We start from the raw sequence: 18,943 nt of genomic DNA, 5'->3' as shown, positions 1-18,943 counted from the left end.
TTGCGTTGGGGCTTTTGTTTGCATTGTCTGTGGTTATATTTATGCCACTGGGGTATCCAATACTCCAATGCTATCAACCTTTACCAATTGATGCTCCAGAGTGTTGTCAAGCTCGTGATTATTATTTTTTTGAGCTTGTCAGCCAGAGGCCGGAATAAAAATGACGTTATTAGATTATAGAGTCTGGGGACCCAATAACGCCTGAACTGTTGTGTTAGCTGCCGTCCTTAGCGGCTAACGGTAGGGCAATAAAGCGGCAAGGATGCAAGATATTTTGCGCTTGTTTTTATTAGAATGTTTGTTGCTGTGCGTTATCAACTTGCTGGGGGACGAGTTGTTAACACGGTCAAACATCCTTGCCAAAACGTTTTTGATACTTAGCTCCACTAATGGTGACAATAGCGCCGTTAATGGCGAAAGCTAAAATACCTAATAAAAATGACGTTATTGGATTAATAGAGTCTGGGGACCCAATAACGCCTGAACTGTTGTGTTAGCAGTCGCCCTTTACGGCTAACGGTAGAGCGATAAAGCGGCAAGGATGCAAGATATTTTGCGCTTATTTTTATTAGAATGTCTGTTGCTGTGTTATCAACTTGCTGGGGGACGAGTTGTTAATACGATCAAACATCCTTGCCAAAAATGGTTTTATGTTACTAACTTGCCATTGCTTGTAATTGTTGACTTAACTGGGCAATCTTTTGTTGTAAATAGGCTATTTCAGATACGATTGCGCCTTTGTTTTCTGTTTGGCGACTATCATTACTTCTGACCCATTGATAAACAGTTTTAGCCGACACACCATATTGTTTTGCTACGTCGGATAATAATCGATTATGGTTTTTGACTTCATTAATCACTTGTCTCTGTAAGTCGACTGGATATTGTCTCGCATTTGACATATTCATCAAATAATTTCCTTCTGATTTATCTATGTTTACCTGAGCGAGTTTCAACTTCATCCCACTGACTGCAACCGAGATGTGCTAAGAAAAAAATGTTTTGACGGCATTGTGCAATGACATTATTTACCATGACATTTATTGATATAATGCTATGTTTTACGGTTATTTTATTCATCGCTATCTCCTATAGTTACAATGGATTGCTTAAAAAACAAACTACTACTTAGTGGGTATATATTCTTATATGGAAAGCTTGTGCCAACTTTGATAAGTATTTTTAGTTGTTATTTATCAGTTGATTGTGTGTTTTGTGTGGTTTTGTTATTTTTAAGCTTTCAGCCAAATTGGTGCAATTGCACTAATTTGGTGAGCGTGCTCTGCCGACAACCCATTACGGTTGTCATTGTCGTCGCGCAGTATGGATGACAAATATGGCAAAAAAAGGTCACCTTAATGACAAGATGAATACAAGGTTATCGTTGAGTGAGTTGTTCCAAGTTGATGCTTGGAGAAACGTTAACAAAGTGGGGCTGAGAATATGGCCGCAAAGGTTATCAGAGTGCTAAGCACTCTGTGAATGAGTTTATGTGTGAAAAAGCCTTATGCGTATAGAAGCGTCGTCGACGTTCGTAAAATTGCGCTAGGCTGCGCAATTTTACGGATGACATGATACGTAAGCGTTAAATCAATGAACTAGTTCATTAAAAATAGTGTGGCTAGGCCTAAAAATGCAAATAAGCCAACGACATCGGTTACTGTGGTTAACACCATGCCACCTGCGAGCGCTGGGTCTATATTTAATTTTTTTAACATTATTGGGATGGTGGCGCCAGCAAAGCCTGCTACCGTCATATTAATCAGCATGGCACTGCCAATTAGCCCTCCTAATGCGATGTCATCTTTCCAAAGCCATACCGCAAAAAATACCAAAATAGACCACATTATGCCGTTCAATAATCCGATGCCTAGTTCCTTGCCGATTAACCAACGCGAGTTACTTTGGCCAATATGCCCAAGTGCAATACCACGGATCACTAGTGCTAAAGTTTGATTGCCTGCAACTCCACCCATACTTGGTACTATGGTCATTAAAATCGCGATGGTGGCAAATTGCTCCAAGGTGCCTTCAAACATATTACTCACAGATGAGGCTAGTAATGCAGCAAATAAATTGATGGTCAGCCATAGAGAGCGTCTTAGAGTACTTTTGAGCACTGGCCCAAAGGTATCTTCATCATCATCCATACCAGCCATTCCCATCATTGAATGTTCGGCATCTTCGCGGATCACATCAATAACGTCATCGATAGTAATTCGGCCAAGTAATTTTGCTTGGCTGTCGACGACAGGGGCAGATATCCAATCCATTCGTTCAAATTTTTGAGCCACATCTTTGTCAGACATCTCTACAGGAATACTTTCTAATTCTGTGTCCATAATACTGCGGACTGTTACGCTTGGATCGCATGTGAGTAAATCGGCTAATCTTACCCCGCCTAAAACATGATCTTGGCGGTCAACGACATATAACGTATCCGTTGTATCGGGTAAATGTCCCCGTTGTCGTAAATAGCGTAATACCACTTCGATATTGACATCTGGCCGTAGGGTGACGGTATCGGTATTCATGATACTGCCGGCAGTATCATCCGGGTAACGCAATGCTTGCTCTACTCTATCTCTGTCTTGGCTTCGCATTGATTTGAGTACTTTCTTGTAAACATCATCGGGTAAACTACGAAGAATATAGGCGAGATCATCTGTATCCATGCCTATTGTGGCCTGGGCAAGCTTCTCTGGGGTCATGCTGCTAATTAGGGAGTCTTTAAGTTCTTCGCCTAACTCATCAAGAATTTCACCAGCATATTGTTGATCAATAAGTTGCCATAGCACCTGACGATTTTTGGGCGGTGATGATTCGAGAATAAGGGCGACATCGTTAGGTGACATGGTATGTAGCATGTTACGGGCGTGAACAAACAGGCCGCTGTCTAGCGCTTGAACCAGTTGATTGAGACGTTGCTCTGTTATCTCATTGTCTAGGTACTCTTTACCCATATATCTACTTCCTATTCGTCATACTTATATTATTCAGTATGTAATTATTCTGGGTTTCTCAGGTTGTACAGTTCAAGGCGTATAAATGCAGAAATAGCTGTCTTTACGTAAGACGATGAAATGCAGAAAGAGAATACTTAAATACTTCTGCGGTGAAATTCTGCAGCAGCCAATGCTGCTTTACATACTATAGACGTACCACTTCACGGAAGCAGAATTACACTGGATCCGTTGCTAGAAGCGGCTCTGTCTTTATCATGTTAAACGCTAAACTCCTGCAGAATGGAATGATACTAATGAGATTGGCATCAACTGCATGAGATAAACCTAAGGGCTAATATTTTTGAGGGACTGATGTCTATTGGTGATCATCAATGTCGTGACAGTTTGGTTAGTATGGCCTAGCCATATAGAGACCGCATGCAATAAGGATAACGGTTATTTAAAACATGAGTAACTGCAGCTATTCACAAATTACAGGCTATTTATAAATTTAATTCGATTAAAAATTAACAAGATTCATCAAATTTAGCATTAATGAGATCACACACTGCGTTTAATGCCACTTCAGCATCAGGGCCTTGAGCAGTAACAGTAATCATTTTACCAATACCACTTTCAAGCATTAATAACCCCAGCACACTTGCAGCGCTGGCATTTTTTTCACCTTGAGTTAAGGTGATGTTAGCATCAAAATCCGCAGCTAATACTGCGAGTTTTGTTGCTGCACGGGCATGTAATCCCAATTTATTTGAAATGGTCACTTGGCGTTCAAGTTTGATCATTGACGCGATCCTATGCTCACTTAGTTATTAGTATCACTGATATTTAACTCTCTGTGGCGAGCATTAACCGTGTGTTTACTACCTTGTCTAAACCGTTTAGCTAATTGATCTGCAATATATACCGAACGGTGCTGACCACCAGTACAACCAATCGCGATGGTAAGGTAACTGCGATTATTACGTTCTAGATGTGGCATCCAAGTTTCAAATAGATTTTCAATTTGCCAAATAAACTTATTCACTAATGGCTGACGCCCTAAAAACTCTTGTACGGGTTCGTCTAAACCCGTAAATGGACGCAGCTCAATTTCCCAGTGCGGGTTAGGTAAAAAGCGTACATCAAACATAAAGTCAGCTTCTGTCGGCATTCCGTGTTTAAAACCAAAAGATTCAAAGTTAATCACTAACTCTTTATCAACACTGCCTAATAATATTTGCCTAACTTGGTCGCTTAATTCGTAGATATTTAGTGCAGAAGTGTCGATGTAGTGATCAACAATTTTTGCGATCGGTTCGAGTAAACGGCCTTCTAATTTGATCGCTTCTTGTAGTGAAATATGATTTTTAGATAATGGGTGTAATCGACGTGTTTCGCTGTAACGTTTAAGCAATACTTTGTCATTGGAATTTAAAAAGAAGCTGATAATTTCAGTGTCATTCTCAAGTAGTGCCAATTGGTCTTGAAGCACTTTACCTTGTTCTGCAATGTTACGAACATCAACACTAATCGCAACCAAATCATTGCTACCCTTAAGCTGGGCTAATAATGTGCCAATAAGTGGTAAAGGCAAATTATCAACACAATAATATCCTAGGTCTTCTAATACTCTCAGGGCAACGGATTTTCCTGAGCCCGAACGTCCCGATACTATGACAAGTTTCATGCAGTAATAACCTGATAAAGTTCTGTTGCGTCGTGAGTTTTGCGAAGCTGTTTCAATATTTGCTTATCGCTTAACTTTTGGGCCATGCTTGATAACGTGCCTAAATGTTGTTGGCACTGGTCGGCAGGTACTAACAAAGCAAATAAAAGATCCACGGGCTGTTTATCGATTGCATCAAAGGCAATGGCTTCTTCACATTTAATAAATATCGCGATAGGGTGATCGATGGTCGTTAATCGACCATGAGGTATCGCAATGCCATTTCCTATACCTGTGCTACCCATTTTCTCTCTCGCTAACAGGCTTTCAAAAACCTCTTGCGAAGACAGGGTTGGGTACTGGGCAGCGACTAAATTGCTGATGAGTTCCAGTACTTTTTTCTTACTGCCCGGTGTGGCACAGGTAGTGCATTCCGGCTGCAGAATGGTACAAAGTTCCATCGTTAGTGTTTTGTATTCTTCTCTTTGTGTTTAATTACCTGACGGTCGAGTTTATCGATCAGGGCGTCTATTGCAGCATACATATCAGTATTTTCTGACATTGCGAAAATCTCTGCGCCATTAACGTTGATTTTAGCTTCTGCTTTTTGTTGTAATTTTTCTACATTGAGCACAACGTGTACATTATGGATCTGATCGAAGTGCCGTTCAAGCTTTGAAAATTTACCTTGGACGTATTCACGTAAAGATTCTGTGATTTCGACATGATGTCCAGTCAGACTTATTTGCATAAAAAATCCTCCATTGCCTAGTAGGTTATAAACTCTTACGTTGGTTTGAGGGCGGGATCATCATTGCTTCACGGTATTTTGCAATCGTACGACGCGCAACGTTTATGCCCTGTTCTGCCAGAAGCTGAGCCATTTTACTGTCGCTCAGTGGTTTTTTCTGGTTTTCTGCGGCAACCAGCTTTTTGATAAAAGCACGAATGGCTGTAGATGAGCATTCCCCGCCATCGTCAGTACTGACATGGCTAGAGAAGAAGTATTTTAGTTCAAACAACCCTCGTGGGGTGTGCATATATTTTTGTGTGGTGACTCGTGAAATGGTCGATTCGTGCATCTCTACTGCTTCCGCAATATCATTGAGCACCATAGGCTTCATGGCTTCTTCGCCATATTCAAAAAAGCCTTGCTGAAATTGTACAATGCAATTTGCCACTTTAAGTAAAGTATCGTTGCGACTTTCAATACTTTTAATAAACCATTTAGCCTCTTGCAGATGGCCTCGAATAAATTGACTATCCGACGGGTTTTTACTGCCTCTAGCCATGGCCGCGTATTGCTGATTAACACCAATTTTAGGCATGTTGTCTGGGTTTAACTCTACAACCCAGCGACCATTTTTCTTTAATACAGTGACATCGGGAATAACGTATTCATCATCCATTGGGGTAATTAATAAACCAGGACGAGGATTGAGTGTCTGAATTAGAGTGATTGCGTCACGTAATTCATTTTCTTTTAGTTTTGTTTTACGCATCAATAATCTGAAATCACGGCCAGCAATTAAATCTAAATAGCCTTTAATTAACAAACGAGCATTATCGATATGTGGTGTGTCGTTAGAGAATTGTGCTAATTGAATAAATAGACATTCACTTAAATCACGTGCAGCAACACCAACAGGGTCAAAGTGTTGAACGCGTTTTAATACCGCTTCAACTTCATCAAGTTCCACATTTTCATCACCCATGGCTTCAAGAATATCTTCGGTACTTTGGGTTAAATAACCGCGTTCATCTATGGCATCAATAATGGCGGTGGCAATGGCGAGATCAGTGTCTGAAAATGGGGTAAGATTTTTTTGCCATTCTAAATGTTCGTACAAACCTTCGGTCGTTTCACCTTGAAAGGGCATGTCGTCATCGCGCATGCTCGCACTGCCTGAACCTGACATTGGTGAGGCTGTGTACACTTCGTCCCATGTGGTATCCATGGCTAAATCATCCATGGTTTCTTTGGTCATGGATTCTGCAATGTCGACAGTGGAAGTATCTTTTTCGACATTAACAATGCTGTTGTCACTAAAGTCGGTATCCGCTTGGTCGCGATTTTCCTTTAAGGAGTCTTTTGCTTCAGAAAACTCATCTTCTATTTCAAGCAATGGATTTGAATCTAATGCTTGTTGGATTTCCTGCTGTAGCTCCAATGACGATAATTGCAGTAAGCGAATGGCTTGCTGCAATTGTGGGGTCATGGTTAAGTGTTGACCCATTTTAAGTTGGAGTGACGCTTTCATTTACCGCTTATCCCTAGATGATTTTCAATAAAAATGACAATCTCGAAACTGTAATGGATTGCCATATACATCAATGACATTTAACGTTGTTTAGGTATCGTTCAATGAAATGAGTTAGCTAGACTAAAGGCCAGTAAAGTAACTATAGCTTGAATTGTTCACCTAAGTACACAGCACGAACTTGTTGATTACTTAATATCTCATCAGGTGTGCCTTCGGCGATTAAATTACCCTGGCTAACGATATAGGCCCGCTCACAAACGTCTAGCGTTTCACGTACGTTATGGTCGGTAATTAATACCCCTAAACCCCGATTTTTAAGTTGTTGGATGATTTTTTTAATGTCGATGACCGAAATAGGATCAACACCAGCAAAAGGCTCATCAAGCAAAATAAATTTTGGATTAGCAGCTAAAGCGCGCGCAATTTCAACTCGACGACGTTCGCCACCCGATAACGACATGCCTTGGCTGTCGCGTATGTGAGTAATGTGGAATTCTTCGAGTAGATGCTCAAGTTGCTCAATACGTTGGTCTGTACTGAGCTCTTTGCGAGTTTGCAGTACGGCCATTATGTTGTCGTAAACGGTAAGCTTGCGGAAAATACTGGCTTCTTGTGGTAAGTAACCTATACCTTTGCGGGCGCGCAAATGCATTGGATCGGCAGTAAGGTCGTCATCGTCAATTAATATCCGACCTTTATCGCTTTTTACTAAGCCGACAACCATATAAAAGGTGGTTGTTTTACCTGCACCATTAGGGCCTAAAAGACCGACAATTTGGCCGGTTTTAACCGTTAAGCTCACATCTTTAACAACCTGACGAGCTTTATAGCTTTTTGCTAGATTTTCAGCGGTTAAGGTAATTTGGGTCATGGTTTGATCTGCTTGTTAACAGGGATTTTAGGGAGCTTTTGCTTTGGCGCCGACTCGTCTTGGAAATTCTCTGGTTGAATGATGGTGATTACCCGATCTTGTCCTGTACCAGTACTTTCGGCAATCAGCTCTTGAGCACTGATGTTGTACTTGATTTTATTACCGGTAACCTGGCTACCAGATTGATCCAATTTGGCGTTGCCAGTCAATGTGAGTGTAGTGGTGGCAAGGTCATAGCTAATTTCGTTAGCACTTGCAGTACCAATTTTACCGTCATCTAATTCTTGTGAAAATGTAGCAGGGGTGCCAGTAGCAATTAATCTCTTGCTGGTGCTGTTTTCAGGGGTAAACGCCCGTAACTGATCTGCATTGATATTAATCGTGCCTTGGACAATTGTCACCGGACCATTAAAAACAATTTGATTGTTCTTAATGTCGGCAGACTGACTGGCGGAAGCGATTTTCAATTCTTGTTTCAGATCACCTTGTTTCGCTGTGGCTGGCAAACTCAATATGCAAAGTATGCTACTTAGTAACACAACATTGGCGCGAGTGTGGAGACGATTAATGTGGCTCATATGTTCCTTCTACCTGGCTAAGTAGCGATAATTTTTGCGAATTCAAGTCGGCATGCAAGCCTAAACCTTGAATAATAAACCCTTTACCTTTGATGTACACCATCTCTTGTGAGGTGCCTATCATAGTGGTTAAATCCACCGTAATGGCTTGGGTACTCAGTGACTGTAGAGGTTCTTCTATATCAATGGCATCAATAATAACATTATTTTCTAATGTGACTTTGCTGGTATTTTTATTCAATTGCCCACGGTCTGCACTTAATTGCCATTGTGCTTTACCATTTTCAGGGAAAATGAGGTAGATAGGTTTGGTAAAGTGAGTGATGTCGCTTGAAGCGTAATGCTCCATGTGCTCCGCGCTGACTCGACTTTCGACAAAACCTAGTTGATTGAATTCTGTCGTGCGTAGGTTATCTGCAACAAAATCGGGGCGCTCAATACCGCGTATTTGCACCGCATCCATTTCACTGCGTTTTATTTGTGCTTGCCAGTACAATATAAAAGCAAGCCCAAAAAAAGCAATAATACCTAGCGAAACTCTACTCATATACTCATACCATGAGCACTGGCAAACTTATCTTGGCTTAAGAGTAATAAATCGGTGAGTTCACGCAGTGCGCCATGGCCACCGTTAAGAGTGGTTGTCATATGGCACTGTTGTTTGACAAACGGATGACCATCACCGACACAAACAGCTAGCCCTACGGCTTTCATTACGGGTAGGTCTACCATGTCATCGCCAATGTAAGCCACTTCATCTGGAGTCACATTATAAAGAGACAATAATTGCTCAAAAGGCTCAAATTTATTATCAATACCTTGATAAATATGTGTGACACCTAATGCTGTCATGCGGTTCTCAACAATCTTAGATTTACGTCCTGTTATCACGGCAACATGAACACCACTGGTAAGCAAAGAACGAACACCATAACCGTCACGAGTGTGGAACGCTTTGAGTTCTTCACCTGCATTACTGAGGTAAATACGTCCATCTGAAAATACCCCATCGACATCACAGATTAACAGTTTGATTTTTTGAGCTCGCTGCCATATGTCATTACTGACAGGGCCGTAAAATCCTTGGTGAAACGAAGTTGATTCTGACATGATTAAATGACTCCAGCTTTAACCATATCGAGCATGTTTAATGCTCCGATCGGTTGATGTTTTTCATTAACGACTATCAGTCCGTTGATGCTCTTTTCATCCATGATTTGCAGTGCTTGTGCTGCTAAAATACCAGCAGGGCTGGTAACACAGTTTTTAGTCATTACGTGAGCAATAGAAGTGGTTCGAAGGTTCACGTCTGCATCAATAACCCGGCGTAAATCGCCATCGGTAAAAATGCCTACGAGTTTACTGGCATGGTCGACTACAGCCGTCATGCCAAGGCCTTTTTTAGATATTTCATAAAGTGCGTCAGTAATACAAATATCATCATTGACGATCGGTAAATCATCGCCTTGATGCATGACATCATCGACTTTTAGTAATAATTTTCTTCCAAGAGAGCCACCTGGGTGTGATAAGGCAAAGTCATCACGAGTAAAACCTTTTGCTTGTAATAAAGCAATGGCTAATGCATCGCCCATAGCCAATGTAGCTGTGGTGCTGGAGGTGGGGGCTAATCCTAATGGACATGCTTCTTCTTGCACTTGAATGCATAAATGGATTTTGGATAAACGTGCCATATTAGAGTCTGGTTTGCCAGTTACAGCAATCACAGGTACACCCATGCGTTGGATAACAGGCATTAACGTTAGTATTTCGCTTGACTCACCAGAGTTGGAAATGGCGAGTACAATGTCATTTTTGGCTAATGCGCCCAAATCGCCATGACTGGCTTCTCCTGGATGAACAAAAAATGCCGGTGTGCCAGTACTGGCAAAGGTCGCGGATATTTTGTTACCAATATGGCCAGATTTGCCCATTCCCATGACAATCACTTTACCTTTGCACTGCATGATCAATTGACATGCTTGGTCAAATTCAACCGAGTCTACATATTGATATAAATTATCTAAGGCAGCTTTTTCTATATCAATGACTTTACGGCCCCATTGACGAAATTGAGTGTGATTTACCATACGACTCTCTCTGTTAGCTTAATACTTTACCTTTATGCTCCAATCTAATGCGACTGAAATACAACAATTTGGTACGCAATAAAGGTGATTAATAATAGTGCGCCATGCCAGCGAGTAAGTTGTTGCTTAGCGCCACTGGATAATACTAAAACGGCTAATGCTGCACTGGTGCCTAATACCATATAGAAATCTCTTCCACTGGCTGAAGCATCTATTTCACCAGGAGAAATCAATCCTGGTAGTGCCAGTACCGCAAGAATGTTAAATAAGTTAGACCCAACAATATTACCAATGACGAGGTCGTGTTCTTTTTTTATGACTCCAGCAATACAAGCCGCTAATTCAGGTAAGCTGGTTCCTACTGCGATAATGGTTAAGCCAATCACAAGATCTGACAACCCATAAAACTTTGCAATACCCACCGCGCCATCAACCATCCAACTTGCTGATAGGGGGAGCAATATAATACCGACAATTAGCCAAATGATAGCATGAAAGGTTGGCACATTTTTAGGGATCTCAGATTCAAGTTCATCATCTAAGCTGTCTGGGGTTTTATCATGAGTAGCTTGCCAAATAAAATATCCCATCAACAGCAAAAGTAATGCGATGAGCATGATACCTTCTGCTTGTGTCAACACATTATCATGCAAGGTGTAACCAGCAAATACCGTCGCAGCTAACATGATAGGTATTTCGCGTTTTAAGGTCTTCGAATCTAAGCTAATGGCACCTAGTAAGGCGGTTAATCCTAAAATTAAGGTAATGTTGGCAATGTTTGAGCCCAATACGTTTCCAATAGCGGTATCACGCATGCCATCCATTGATGCGGTGGCGGCAACAAACATTTCAGGTGCAGAGCTGCCCATCGCAACGATGGTGAGTCCAATTAACATTGGAGGTAACCCTAAGTTACGGGCAAATGCAGCCGCTCCGTAAACAAATCTATCCGCACTCCAAACTAAAACAGCAAGGCCAACAACTAACATTAGGATATTAACTAGCATGTGATTCCGATAGTAGTAATTTATTAACGTGCATTTTCGCTGGATTTTTCTCAAATTGAAAGCATTGCACAGTAATTGTCCACGTAATGATATGGATATAGTTGTCGCTTAATCGACAATTACAGTACAATTTGCCTTCAACTTAAAGCAAGGAAGGCTGTTATCTCCTCAACGCCAATGTCTGATATGAGCAAATCAAGTAATAAACCTCTGGTAGAAGTTAACCATTTAGCGTTTAGCCATGGTTCACGCGTGATTTATGAAGATATTTCTTTATCGATCCCAAAAGGTAAAGTAACAGCAATCATGGGGCCCAGTGGTATCGGTAAAACCACCTTGTTGAAATTGATTGGCGGACAGTTAACCCCCAGCAGTGGGCAAGTCCTATTTGATGGCCATGATATACACAAGCTTAAACGCAAAGATCTATTTGAATTGCGTAAGCGCATGAGTATGCTATTTCAAAGTGGTGCAATGTTTACCGACCTTAATGTTTTCGATAATGTTGCGTTTGCATTAAGAGAACATTCTGGATTGCCTGAAGATATTATTCGCACCATTGTATTGATGAAGCTTCAAGCTGTCGGACTTCGTGGCGCTGCATATATGATGCCTAACGAGTTATCTGGTGGTATGCAACGTCGCGCTGCATTGGCACGAGCGATTGCACTAGAACCAGAGATGGTACTGTACGATGAGCCCTTTGCCGGACAAGATCCTATTTCAATGGGCATGCTCGTAAAACTTATTCGTGAGTTGTCGGATTCATTAAAACTCACTTCAGTAGTGGTTTCTCACGATGTAGATGAAGTATTAGGTATTGCAGATTATGTCTACGTAATAGCAGACAAAAAAGTGATTGCACATGGTACTCCAGAGCAATTACGTCAATCTGACAATCCACAATTGGTTCAGTTTATTCAAGGTGCACCAGATGGCCCTGTGCCATTTCATTATCCTGCTGAGGATTATCAAGAGGAGCTACTTCGTGGGTGCAATTGATTATATTGCCGACATTGGCAAATATGCACTGAAAATAGTGTTGGGTTATGGTCGAGCTGGCATTATGTTATGGCGCGCGATCGTACATGTTCCTCGCATTAAAAAAGGCACTCCATTACTGATTAAACAGGTTTATGTGCTGGGTGTCCGTTCGATGGTCATCATTTTAGTGTCGGGTTTGTTTATCGGTATGGTATTGGCTCTACAGGGATATAATATTCTGGTTGAGTTTGGTACTGAAGAAAGTTTAGGGCCTATGGTGGCGTTAAGCTTGTTACGTGAACTTGGGCCAGTTGTTGCAGCGTTATTATTTGCTGGGCGAGCAGGCTCAGCGTTAACCGCCGAAATTGGTTTAATGAAATCGACCGAACAATTGTCGAGTTTAGAAATGATGGCAATAGACCCGCTAAGACAAATCATTGCGCCGCGCTTTTGGGCGGGTGTGATTAGTATGCCATTACTGGCGTTGATGTTTAGCTTAGTGGGTATTTTGGGTGGACATTTAGTCGGTGTTGAATGGAAAGGCATCGATAGCGGTGCATTTTGGTCTATTCTTCGTGCGTCAGTTGAATGGCGAGAAGATATAGTTAACTGTTTGATCAAAAGTGTTATTTTTGGTGTGGTGGTGACATGGATTGCCTTGTATCGAGGTTACGAAGTCCAACCCAACCCTGAAGGCATCAGTCGCGCAACAACTTCAACGGTTGTACAGGCTAGTTTAGCGGTTTTAGCACTGGACTTTTTGCTTACGGCAATCATGTTCGGAAATTAAGATTTTTTCATTGTTTAGATTAATTTAAGTGGTTTAAGAGTATGTTGACACGGAAAATAGAGTTAATGGTAGGCGTGTTTTTGTTGTCAGGTTTATTGGCATTTTGTGTATTGGTATTCAATGTTGCAAATGTCGAATTAAAATCTAGCGCCCAGACTTATGAGTTGGTAGCCGAGTTTAACAATGTCGGCGGTTTAAAGGTGCGTTCACCAGTAAAAGTGGGCGGTGTTGTTGTCGGGCGTGTGACTGATATTACCCTTGATACTCATAAACTAGTGCCTATTGTGACGTTAACAATGGATAAGCGCTTTGATCAATTTCCTGAAACCAGTAGTTTGGCCATTTTGACTTCAGGCTTGCTTGGCGAGCAGTTTATTGGTTTAACACCTGGGTTTATGGACGATGACATTTCGATGCTTGCCAATGGTGATAAAGTACATGACACGCGCGGCGCATTGATTTTAGAAGATTTAATTGGTCAGCTGTTATACAGCATGTCATCTAAAGATAAATAGGAACGCTATTATGAAAACATTTTTTAGTTGTGTTATAGCTTTATGCCTAGTTGGCAGTGCCGTTATCAGTCAAGGTGCTACGGCTGCTAATGATGAGGTGAACACGAGTGATCCTTATGAGATGATCAAACAAGTCGCCAATATGACCTTTGATCGGTTTAAATCAGATAAAGAATTAATTAATGCCGATTTAGGTCACTTAAAAGTGATTGTACGTGAAGAGCTTATGCCTTACGTCGATTATAAATATGCTGCATATAAAGTTATGGGCCAGTATTTAAGTGATACAACCGTTGATCAACGTAATCGTTTTGTTGAGGCTTTTGAAGGCTATTTAGTTGCCACTTATGCTCAAGCATTAACAGAATATACCGATCAAAAAGTCGCATTTGATCCACCGAGTGATTTTAGCGATGAAAAAATAGTTGAAGTGAACGTGCAGATTATCGAAAAAGGTCGTCCACCGATTAAAATTCAATTTAAAGCGCGTCGTTTGAAAGACAACACTTGGAAAGCATTTGATTTAGTGGCGGAAGGCGTGAGCTTACTCGCCTCTAAACAGTCTGAAATTTCTAATTTAATCCGTCAGCAAGGTATTGAAGCGGTGATTACAATGTTGAATGATAAAACTCAACAGACTATTGATCGCCAACCAGCAAAAGAAGCTGCAGCTGCGTGATTACCTTCAATCAACAAGATCAACGTTGCATTGTCAGCGGTCGATTAACACAAGATGAAGTAAAACAATTGTGGCCTAAACGCCATGAATTGTTTACTGCATCGACTCAAGTGGTAGACTTATCAGCATTGGAATACGTCGACAGTGCAGGTGTTGCATTGTTATTAGCGTTTATCAAACTACATGCTTCAAGTAGCCAAGAAACAAGTGTGTCACGTCAATTGGTTAATCCAAGTGAGCAGCTCAAGAAAATGATTGAGCTTTATGATTTAGACGCTTTTTTTCAGCCAAATATAGTTTCAAATAGTAAAGGTAATTGATTTCATGGAATGCAAGGTTATTGAACAGATTTTAACAGAGGCGTTGTCGCTCACTGAAGCACATGTGACCTCTGATGGCAGCCATTATAAAGTAGTTGCCGTGGGTGAATGCTTTGAAGGCATGAGCCGTGTCAAACAACAGCAAGCGATTTATACCCCTTTAGCTGAGCAAATTGCCAGTGGTGAATTGCATGCGTTAACGATTAAAACTTTTACGCCTACCCAGTGGAAGCGTGAAAAACTTTTCAATATGTAACAACTGAGACTCACAGTGGATAAATTAACTATTAAAGCCAGCAACCCTTTAGCTGGCGAAGTCGTGATCTCTGGTGCAAAAAACGCAGCATTGCCAATTTTAATGGCTGGTGTATTAGCTGAAACAGATTTTATTGTCTCAAATGTGCCTAGCTTACGTGACGTGATCACAAGCTGTGAACTCCTTCGCTGTTTAGGCGCAGAGGTTGAAGACTTGGGCGGTAGCCGCATTCGTATTTCAACCACCAATTTAAATGAATACTGCGCCCCTTATGACTTAGTCAAAACAATGCGTGCTTCTATTCTTATTTTAGGTCCATTGCTTGCCCGTTATGGTACTGCTGATGTTTCTTTGCCTGGCGGCTGTGCTATTGGCGCACGTCCGGTGAATCTGCATTTACATGGCTTAGAGTTAATGGGTGCTAAGATTGAAGTCAAAGAAGGCTACATTAAAGCGCGCGTAGATGGTCGTTTAAAAGGCACGCATATCTTTATGGATATGGTCAGTGTCGGCGCCACTGAAAACTTGCTTATGGCCGCAGCTTTAGCGGATGGCACCACAGTGATTGAAAATGCTGCTCGTGAGCCTGAAGTTACTGATTTAGCACATTGCTTAATTGCTATGGGTGCAAAAATCACCGGTATTGGTACAGCAACCTTAAAGATTGAAGGGGTTGAACGTTTATCGGGTTGCGAATATCGCGTTATGCCTGATCGGATCGAGACTGGTTCATTCCTCGTTGCTGCTGCTGTAACTCGTGGCAAAATTCGCTGTGTATCAGCAGACCCTAGTGCATTAGAAGCGGTATTATCAAAGCTTGAAGATGCGGGTGCTGAGATCACTACCGGCGAAGATTGGATTGAGCTTGATATGAAAGGTCAACGTCCAAAATCAGTTAATATTAAAACGGCACCATATCCTGCATTTCCAACCGATATGCAAGCGCAATTCTGTGTGTTGAATGCTCTAGCTGAAGGTACTGGCCGTGTTACTGAGACGATTTTCGAGAATCGTTTCATGCACGTTCCTGAACTCATTCGTATGGGTGCGGACATTGAACAGGAAGGCAATACTTGTATTATTCATGGTATTGATCGTTTAAATGGCGCGCAAGTGATGGCGACAGATTTACGTGCATCTGCCAGCTTAGTCATTGCAGGCTTAATGGCTGAGGGAACGACAACTGTGGATCGTATCTACCATTTAGATCGTGGTTACGAGCACATTGAAGCTAAGTTCCAAGGCTTAGGTGCTGAAGTCGTACGAGTTAAATAGCTGGTGTGAAATAACATAACTCAAATGCAGTAGTCATAAACATTACTGCTGACGCATAAAAAAAGCCATTCATTTGAATGGCTTTTTTGTCTGTGAATATTTGCGTTTACTACTCTGCTGCAGGGACTTTTTCTGAAATAATCACCGGTAATGTTTGCTTTTTACCTTCACGAATAATGGTCATATTGACTTTAGTCCCCGGCGTGGTTTCTGCAATTCTGTCCATTAACATTTCAACACCAGGAACATCTTCGTCATTATATTGAGTAATAACATCTCTAGGTGATAAGCGTGCACGTGCAGCCGGTCCATCAGGATCAATACCCGTAACCAACACACCTTTTAAATCAGGCAAGTTGAGTATCTGAGCCATTACAGGGTTTAACGGCTCACCCGAAATTCCTAATGCGCCACGAATAACCCGGCCATGCTTAACCAATTTATCCATAATACTGTGGGCTAATTTAATTGGAATCGCGAAACTAATCCCATTGCCACCATTATCACCACCCACTTGGAATGCGGCAGTATTAATGCCAATTAATTCACCACTGGTGTCGATTAATGCGCCGCCAGAATTGCCTGCATTAATGGCGGCATCAGTTTGTAGAAAGTCTAAGTAACCTGAACTTAAGCCGTTACGTCCTGTTGCACTGATAATCCCTTGGGTAATGGTTTGGCCAATATTATAAGGATTGCCAATGGCCAATACCACATCACCTACTTGGGCGAGCTTATTAAGATTAATCGGCACGATTGGTAAATTGTCACCTTCAATCTTGAGCACTGCTAAATCAGTTTCGGGATCTGAACCAACCACTTCAGCAGTAAATTTGCGCCCATCTTGCAGTGCAATCACAATCTCATCAGCTTTTTTTATCACATGGTAATTGGTTAACACATAACCTTCTTTACTCATTATGACTCCTGAGCCGAGGCCTTGAAGTGAGCTTGAATTGAGTGGATTATGTTGATCAATGCTAAGGCTATAAATATTCGCAACGGCAGGGGCTGCACGGCGGACCGCTTTAGCAAAAGATAATTCTGAGCCATTATTGCTTACATTCGTTAAGCTATGGTTGAGCGAGGAGTTTTGTGTCAAAGAGGTTATGGCTAAGAAAACAGCTGCCATGACTAGACCAAATACCACAGCTTTAGTTATATAGATGCAAGTGTCTTTTAGGTTCATGGCGTGAATAATTGTTAAAAAAAATGGCTGTTATATTAACATAGCTCAAAAAATTAAGCATCGACCAAACGTTTGCCGATGCTTAATTCCTTAACTGATATCACACTCAATAATCGAATGATTGTCATCGAGTGTGATCTAGTGGGGTGACGATACTAGCGTAAAACAAGATATAGCAAGTTGTTATCACGTAATATTTTTAGCGCGACAGAGTTTTGATTGTCTTTCAGCATTTCTTTTAATGCTTTAAGGCTGGTCACTTTGTTGCGATTAAGTCCCACTATTAAGTCGCCTTTCTGTAAACCACTCATTGCAGCTGGCGAGCCTTGAGCAATCTCAGTGATCTGGATGCCTTTCTTGCTGTCTTCTAAGGTTGCGCCTTGTAACATAGGGTGTACGTTACCCGCTTCTGCTTCGACTTTATCCGCTTCACCTAAAGTTGTTTTAATGGTCTTTTTATCACCGTCACGAATAATCCCAAATTCTACTTCAGCACCTGCGCCCATAGTGGCAACTTTTGCACGAAGTTCTTGGAAGGTTTTAATGCTACGGCCATTCAGGCTGGTAATAATATCACCCGCTTTTAGTCCGGCTTTGTCAGCTGCGCTCTTTGGCATGACTTCATTCACAAAGCCACCATGTTGAGTGTCTAAACCAAACGCTTTAGCGAGTTCATTATCAAGGTCTCGTCCTGATACTCCGAGCACGCCACGTCTTACTTCACCGTGTTCAATAATTTGCTCTACAAGGTTATTCACCATATTGGCAGGGATTGCGAAACCAATACCGACGTTACCACCATTAGGGGCGACAATGGCGGTATTAATTCCGATGAGTTCACCTTTTAAGTTAACTAATGCACCGCCCGAGTTACCACTATTTATAGCTGCATCGGTTTGGATAAAGTTTTCGAGCATTTCAATGCCTAAACCACTGCGGCCTAGCGCGCTGACTATCCCTGACGTGACGGTTTGTCCAAGACCAAATGGGTTACCAATGGCCACTGCAAAATCACCGACGCGAATTTCATCAGAATCAGTTTGTTTAATAGCAATTAAGTTTTTTGCTTCAATTTGAAGTAGGGCAATATCAGATTCTTTATCTGCACCGATTAGTTTTGCTTTAACTTCACGGCCATCATGTAAACCAATTTGGATATCGTCTGCACCATTGATTACATGGTTATTGGTAATGATGTAGCCTTTGTCTGCATCAATAATAACGCCTGAACCTAAACCTCTAAAAGGGCGTTCTTGAACTTGTTCTTGTGGTGCATTAGGACCAAAGAAGTAGCGAAACACATCCGGTACTCGTTGTTTTGAAACTTGGGTGCCCGATACTGCTACCGACACAACCGCTGGCGTTGTCCGTTCTAACATTGGCGCTAAGCTAGGAATGGCTTGCCCGTCGACGGCTTGTGGAATTGCAGCGAATGATAGCGCGGGTGTCATGGCTAACGATGCAGTTAATAACGCAGCAGAAAGTAAGCTTAATTTGGTTTTCATCTATGGATA

The 18,943-nt window shown here is 41.6% G+C and carries 22 protein-coding genes; 7 read left to right on the top strand and 15 right to left on the bottom strand.

Going from position 1 to position 18,943, the window contains the following annotated elements; genetic code table 11:
- Positions 1-656 precede the first annotated feature (656 nt).
- The 13 genes from SFRI_RS17445 to SFRI_RS17385 all read right to left on the bottom strand — a co-directional run bounded on the left by SFRI_RS17445 (position 657) and on the right by SFRI_RS17385 (position 11,421).
- Positions 657-908: a transposase gene (locus tag SFRI_RS17445; RefSeq protein ID WP_011638820.1), complete on the bottom strand. Its 252-nt coding sequence runs from the start codon at positions 906-908 to the stop codon at positions 657-659.
- Positions 909-1,598: 690 nt separating this feature from the next.
- Positions 1,599-2,963 (bottom strand): magnesium transporter, encoded by a 1,365-nt coding sequence (gene mgtE, locus SFRI_RS17440; RefSeq protein ID WP_011638819.1) that lies wholly within the window; start codon positions 2,961-2,963, stop codon positions 1,599-1,601.
- 509 nt (positions 2,964-3,472) lie between these two features.
- Positions 3,473-3,748: an HPr family phosphocarrier protein gene (locus SFRI_RS17435; RefSeq protein WP_011638818.1), complete on the bottom strand. Its 276-nt coding sequence runs from the start codon at positions 3,746-3,748 to the stop codon at positions 3,473-3,475.
- A 20-nt stretch (positions 3,749-3,768) separates the two neighbouring features.
- Positions 3,769-4,632 carry an RNase adapter RapZ gene (gene rapZ / locus SFRI_RS17430; protein ID WP_011638817.1) on the bottom strand — a complete coding sequence of 288 codons (864 nt, stop codon included), beginning with the start codon at positions 4,630-4,632 and terminating at the stop codon, positions 3,769-3,771.
- Positions 4,629-5,072: a PTS IIA-like nitrogen regulatory protein PtsN gene (ptsN, locus tag SFRI_RS17425; RefSeq protein WP_011638816.1), complete on the bottom strand. Its 444-nt coding sequence runs from the start codon at positions 5,070-5,072 to the stop codon at positions 4,629-4,631. Before ptsN ends, rapZ begins: the two co-directional genes overlap by 4 nt.
- A gap of 2 nt (positions 5,073-5,074) precedes the next feature.
- On the bottom strand, positions 5,075-5,362 hold the full coding sequence (hpf, locus tag SFRI_RS17420) for a ribosome hibernation promoting factor (protein WP_011638815.1): 288 nt from the start codon (positions 5,360-5,362) through the stop codon (positions 5,075-5,077).
- 25 nt (positions 5,363-5,387) lie between these two features.
- On the bottom strand, positions 5,388-6,872 hold the full coding sequence (locus SFRI_RS17415; RefSeq protein WP_011638814.1) for an RNA polymerase factor sigma-54: 1,485 nt from the start codon (positions 6,870-6,872) through the stop codon (positions 5,388-5,390).
- Between the two features lie 142 nt (positions 6,873-7,014).
- Positions 7,015-7,746: an LPS export ABC transporter ATP-binding protein gene (lptB, locus tag SFRI_RS17410; RefSeq protein ID WP_011638813.1), complete on the bottom strand. Its 732-nt coding sequence runs from the start codon at positions 7,744-7,746 to the stop codon at positions 7,015-7,017.
- Complete coding sequence (gene lptA / locus SFRI_RS17405) at positions 7,743-8,324, bottom strand: lipopolysaccharide transport periplasmic protein LptA (RefSeq protein ID WP_011638812.1); 582 nt, start codon at positions 8,322-8,324, stop codon at positions 7,743-7,745. Before lptA ends, lptB begins: the two co-directional genes overlap by 4 nt.
- On the bottom strand, positions 8,311-8,871 hold the full coding sequence (gene lptC, locus SFRI_RS17400) for an LPS export ABC transporter periplasmic protein LptC (protein ID WP_011638811.1): 561 nt from the start codon (positions 8,869-8,871) through the stop codon (positions 8,311-8,313). The genes lptA and lptC overlap by 14 nt, the downstream gene beginning before the upstream one ends.
- Positions 8,868-9,434, bottom strand: coding sequence for a 3-deoxy-manno-octulosonate-8-phosphatase KdsC (gene kdsC / locus SFRI_RS17395; protein ID WP_011638810.1), 567 nt, complete (start codon positions 9,432-9,434; stop codon positions 8,868-8,870). The genes lptC and kdsC overlap by 4 nt, the downstream gene beginning before the upstream one ends.
- Before the next feature lie 2 nt (positions 9,435-9,436).
- The gene (locus tag SFRI_RS17390) at positions 9,437-10,414 is read right to left on the bottom strand and encodes a KpsF/GutQ family sugar-phosphate isomerase (protein ID WP_011638809.1); all 978 of its coding nucleotides are present in this window, start codon (positions 10,412-10,414) and stop codon (positions 9,437-9,439) included.
- 44 nt (positions 10,415-10,458) lie between these two features.
- The gene (locus SFRI_RS17385) at positions 10,459-11,421 is read right to left on the bottom strand and encodes a calcium/sodium antiporter (protein WP_011638808.1); all 963 of its coding nucleotides are present in this window, start codon (positions 11,419-11,421) and stop codon (positions 10,459-10,461) included.
- 177 nt (positions 11,422-11,598) lie between these two features.
- Here SFRI_RS17385 and SFRI_RS17380 point away from each other — a divergent pair, with 177 nt between their 5' ends.
- From SFRI_RS17380 to murA, 7 genes are read left to right on the top strand one after another with little or no spacing between them, the layout of a single operon-like run.
- The gene (locus tag SFRI_RS17380; protein WP_011638807.1) at positions 11,599-12,423 is read left to right on the top strand and encodes an ATP-binding cassette domain-containing protein; all 825 of its coding nucleotides are present in this window, start codon (positions 11,599-11,601) and stop codon (positions 12,421-12,423) included.
- Complete coding sequence (gene mlaE / locus SFRI_RS17375; protein WP_011638806.1) at positions 12,410-13,195, top strand: lipid asymmetry maintenance ABC transporter permease subunit MlaE; 786 nt, start codon at positions 12,410-12,412, stop codon at positions 13,193-13,195. The genes SFRI_RS17380 and mlaE overlap by 14 nt, the downstream gene beginning before the upstream one ends.
- A 41-nt stretch (positions 13,196-13,236) precedes the next feature.
- Complete coding sequence (gene mlaD / locus SFRI_RS17370; protein ID WP_011638805.1) at positions 13,237-13,710, top strand: outer membrane lipid asymmetry maintenance protein MlaD; 474 nt, start codon at positions 13,237-13,239, stop codon at positions 13,708-13,710.
- 10 nt (positions 13,711-13,720) lie between these two features.
- Positions 13,721-14,389 (top strand): MlaC/ttg2D family ABC transporter substrate-binding protein, encoded by a 669-nt coding sequence (locus tag SFRI_RS17365; protein WP_011638804.1) that lies wholly within the window; start codon positions 13,721-13,723, stop codon positions 14,387-14,389.
- On the top strand, positions 14,386-14,709 hold the full coding sequence (locus SFRI_RS17360) for an STAS domain-containing protein (protein WP_011638803.1): 324 nt from the start codon (positions 14,386-14,388) through the stop codon (positions 14,707-14,709). The genes SFRI_RS17365 and SFRI_RS17360 overlap by 4 nt, the downstream gene beginning before the upstream one ends.
- A gap of 4 nt (positions 14,710-14,713) precedes the next feature.
- A complete protein-coding gene (locus SFRI_RS17355) occupies positions 14,714-14,965 on the top strand; it encodes a BolA family protein (RefSeq protein ID WP_011638802.1) in 252 nt (83 codons plus the stop codon).
- Positions 14,966-14,980: 15 nt separating this feature from the next.
- Positions 14,981-16,240, top strand: coding sequence for a UDP-N-acetylglucosamine 1-carboxyvinyltransferase (gene murA, locus SFRI_RS17350; protein ID WP_011638801.1), 1,260 nt, complete (start codon positions 14,981-14,983; stop codon positions 16,238-16,240).
- 109 nt (positions 16,241-16,349) lie between these two features.
- Here murA and degS read toward each other — a convergent pair whose 3' ends face one another.
- Together degS and degQ are read right to left on the bottom strand one after the other, a co-directional pair.
- The gene (degS, locus tag SFRI_RS17345; protein ID WP_011638800.1) at positions 16,350-17,429 is read right to left on the bottom strand and encodes an outer membrane-stress sensor serine endopeptidase DegS; all 1,080 of its coding nucleotides are present in this window, start codon (positions 17,427-17,429) and stop codon (positions 16,350-16,352) included.
- 155 nt (positions 17,430-17,584) lie between these two features.
- A complete protein-coding gene (gene degQ, locus SFRI_RS17340) occupies positions 17,585-18,934 on the bottom strand; it encodes a Do family serine endopeptidase DegQ (protein ID WP_011638799.1) in 1,350 nt (449 codons plus the stop codon).
- Positions 18,935-18,943 lie beyond the last annotated feature (9 nt).

Origin of the sequence: Shewanella frigidimarina NCIMB 400 (assembly GCF_000014705.1) — a bacterium.
Taxonomy (GTDB): domain Bacteria; phylum Pseudomonadota; class Gammaproteobacteria; order Enterobacterales; family Shewanellaceae; genus Shewanella; species Shewanella frigidimarina.
Note: the sequence above shows the minus strand (reverse complement) of the source record. Positions and strands in the feature narration are given on the sequence as shown.

Bases quoted from the DNA above. Each gene is read 5' to 3' on its own strand.
- kdsC (WP_011638810.1), bottom strand. From the start codon at position 9,434: ATGTCAGAATCAACTTCGTTTCACCAAGGATTTTACGGCCCTGTCAGT.
- mlaD (WP_011638805.1), top strand. From the start codon at position 13,237: ATGTTGACACGGAAAATAGAGTTAATGGTAGGCGTGTTTTTGTTGTCA.
- lptC (WP_011638811.1), bottom strand. From the start codon at position 8,871: ATGAGTAGAGTTTCGCTAGGTATTATTGCTTTTTTTGGGCTTGCTTTT.
- SFRI_RS17390 (WP_011638809.1), bottom strand. From the start codon at position 10,414: ATGGTAAATCACACTCAATTTCGTCAATGGGGCCGTAAAGTCATTGAT.
- SFRI_RS17445 (WP_011638820.1), bottom strand. From the start codon at position 908: ATGAATATGTCAAATGCGAGACAATATCCAGTCGACTTACAGAGACAA.
- SFRI_RS17435 (WP_011638818.1), bottom strand. From the start codon at position 3,748: ATGATCAAACTTGAACGCCAAGTGACCATTTCAAATAAATTGGGATTA.
- ptsN (WP_011638816.1), bottom strand. From the start codon at position 5,072: ATGGAACTTTGTACCATTCTGCAGCCGGAATGCACTACCTGTGCCACA.
- rapZ (WP_011638817.1), bottom strand. From the start codon at position 4,632: ATGAAACTTGTCATAGTATCGGGACGTTCGGGCTCAGGAAAATCCGTT.
- SFRI_RS17415 (WP_011638814.1), bottom strand. From the start codon at position 6,872: ATGAAAGCGTCACTCCAACTTAAAATGGGTCAACACTTAACCATGACC.
- degQ (WP_011638799.1), bottom strand. From the start codon at position 18,934: ATGAAAACCAAATTAAGCTTACTTTCTGCTGCGTTATTAACTGCATCG.
- degS (WP_011638800.1), bottom strand. From the start codon at position 17,429: ATGAACCTAAAAGACACTTGCATCTATATAACTAAAGCTGTGGTATTT.
- hpf (WP_011638815.1), bottom strand. From the start codon at position 5,362: ATGCAAATAAGTCTGACTGGACATCATGTCGAAATCACAGAATCTTTA.
- SFRI_RS17355 (WP_011638802.1), top strand. From the start codon at position 14,714: ATGGAATGCAAGGTTATTGAACAGATTTTAACAGAGGCGTTGTCGCTC.
- lptB (WP_011638813.1), bottom strand. From the start codon at position 7,746: ATGACCCAAATTACCTTAACCGCTGAAAATCTAGCAAAAAGCTATAAA.
- SFRI_RS17365 (WP_011638804.1), top strand. From the start codon at position 13,721: ATGAAAACATTTTTTAGTTGTGTTATAGCTTTATGCCTAGTTGGCAGT.
- SFRI_RS17385 (WP_011638808.1), bottom strand. From the start codon at position 11,421: ATGCTAGTTAATATCCTAATGTTAGTTGTTGGCCTTGCTGTTTTAGTT.
- SFRI_RS17380 (WP_011638807.1), top strand. From the start codon at position 11,599: ATGTCTGATATGAGCAAATCAAGTAATAAACCTCTGGTAGAAGTTAAC.
- mgtE (WP_011638819.1), bottom strand. From the start codon at position 2,963: ATGGGTAAAGAGTACCTAGACAATGAGATAACAGAGCAACGTCTCAAT.
- lptA (WP_011638812.1), bottom strand. From the start codon at position 8,324: ATGAGCCACATTAATCGTCTCCACACTCGCGCCAATGTTGTGTTACTA.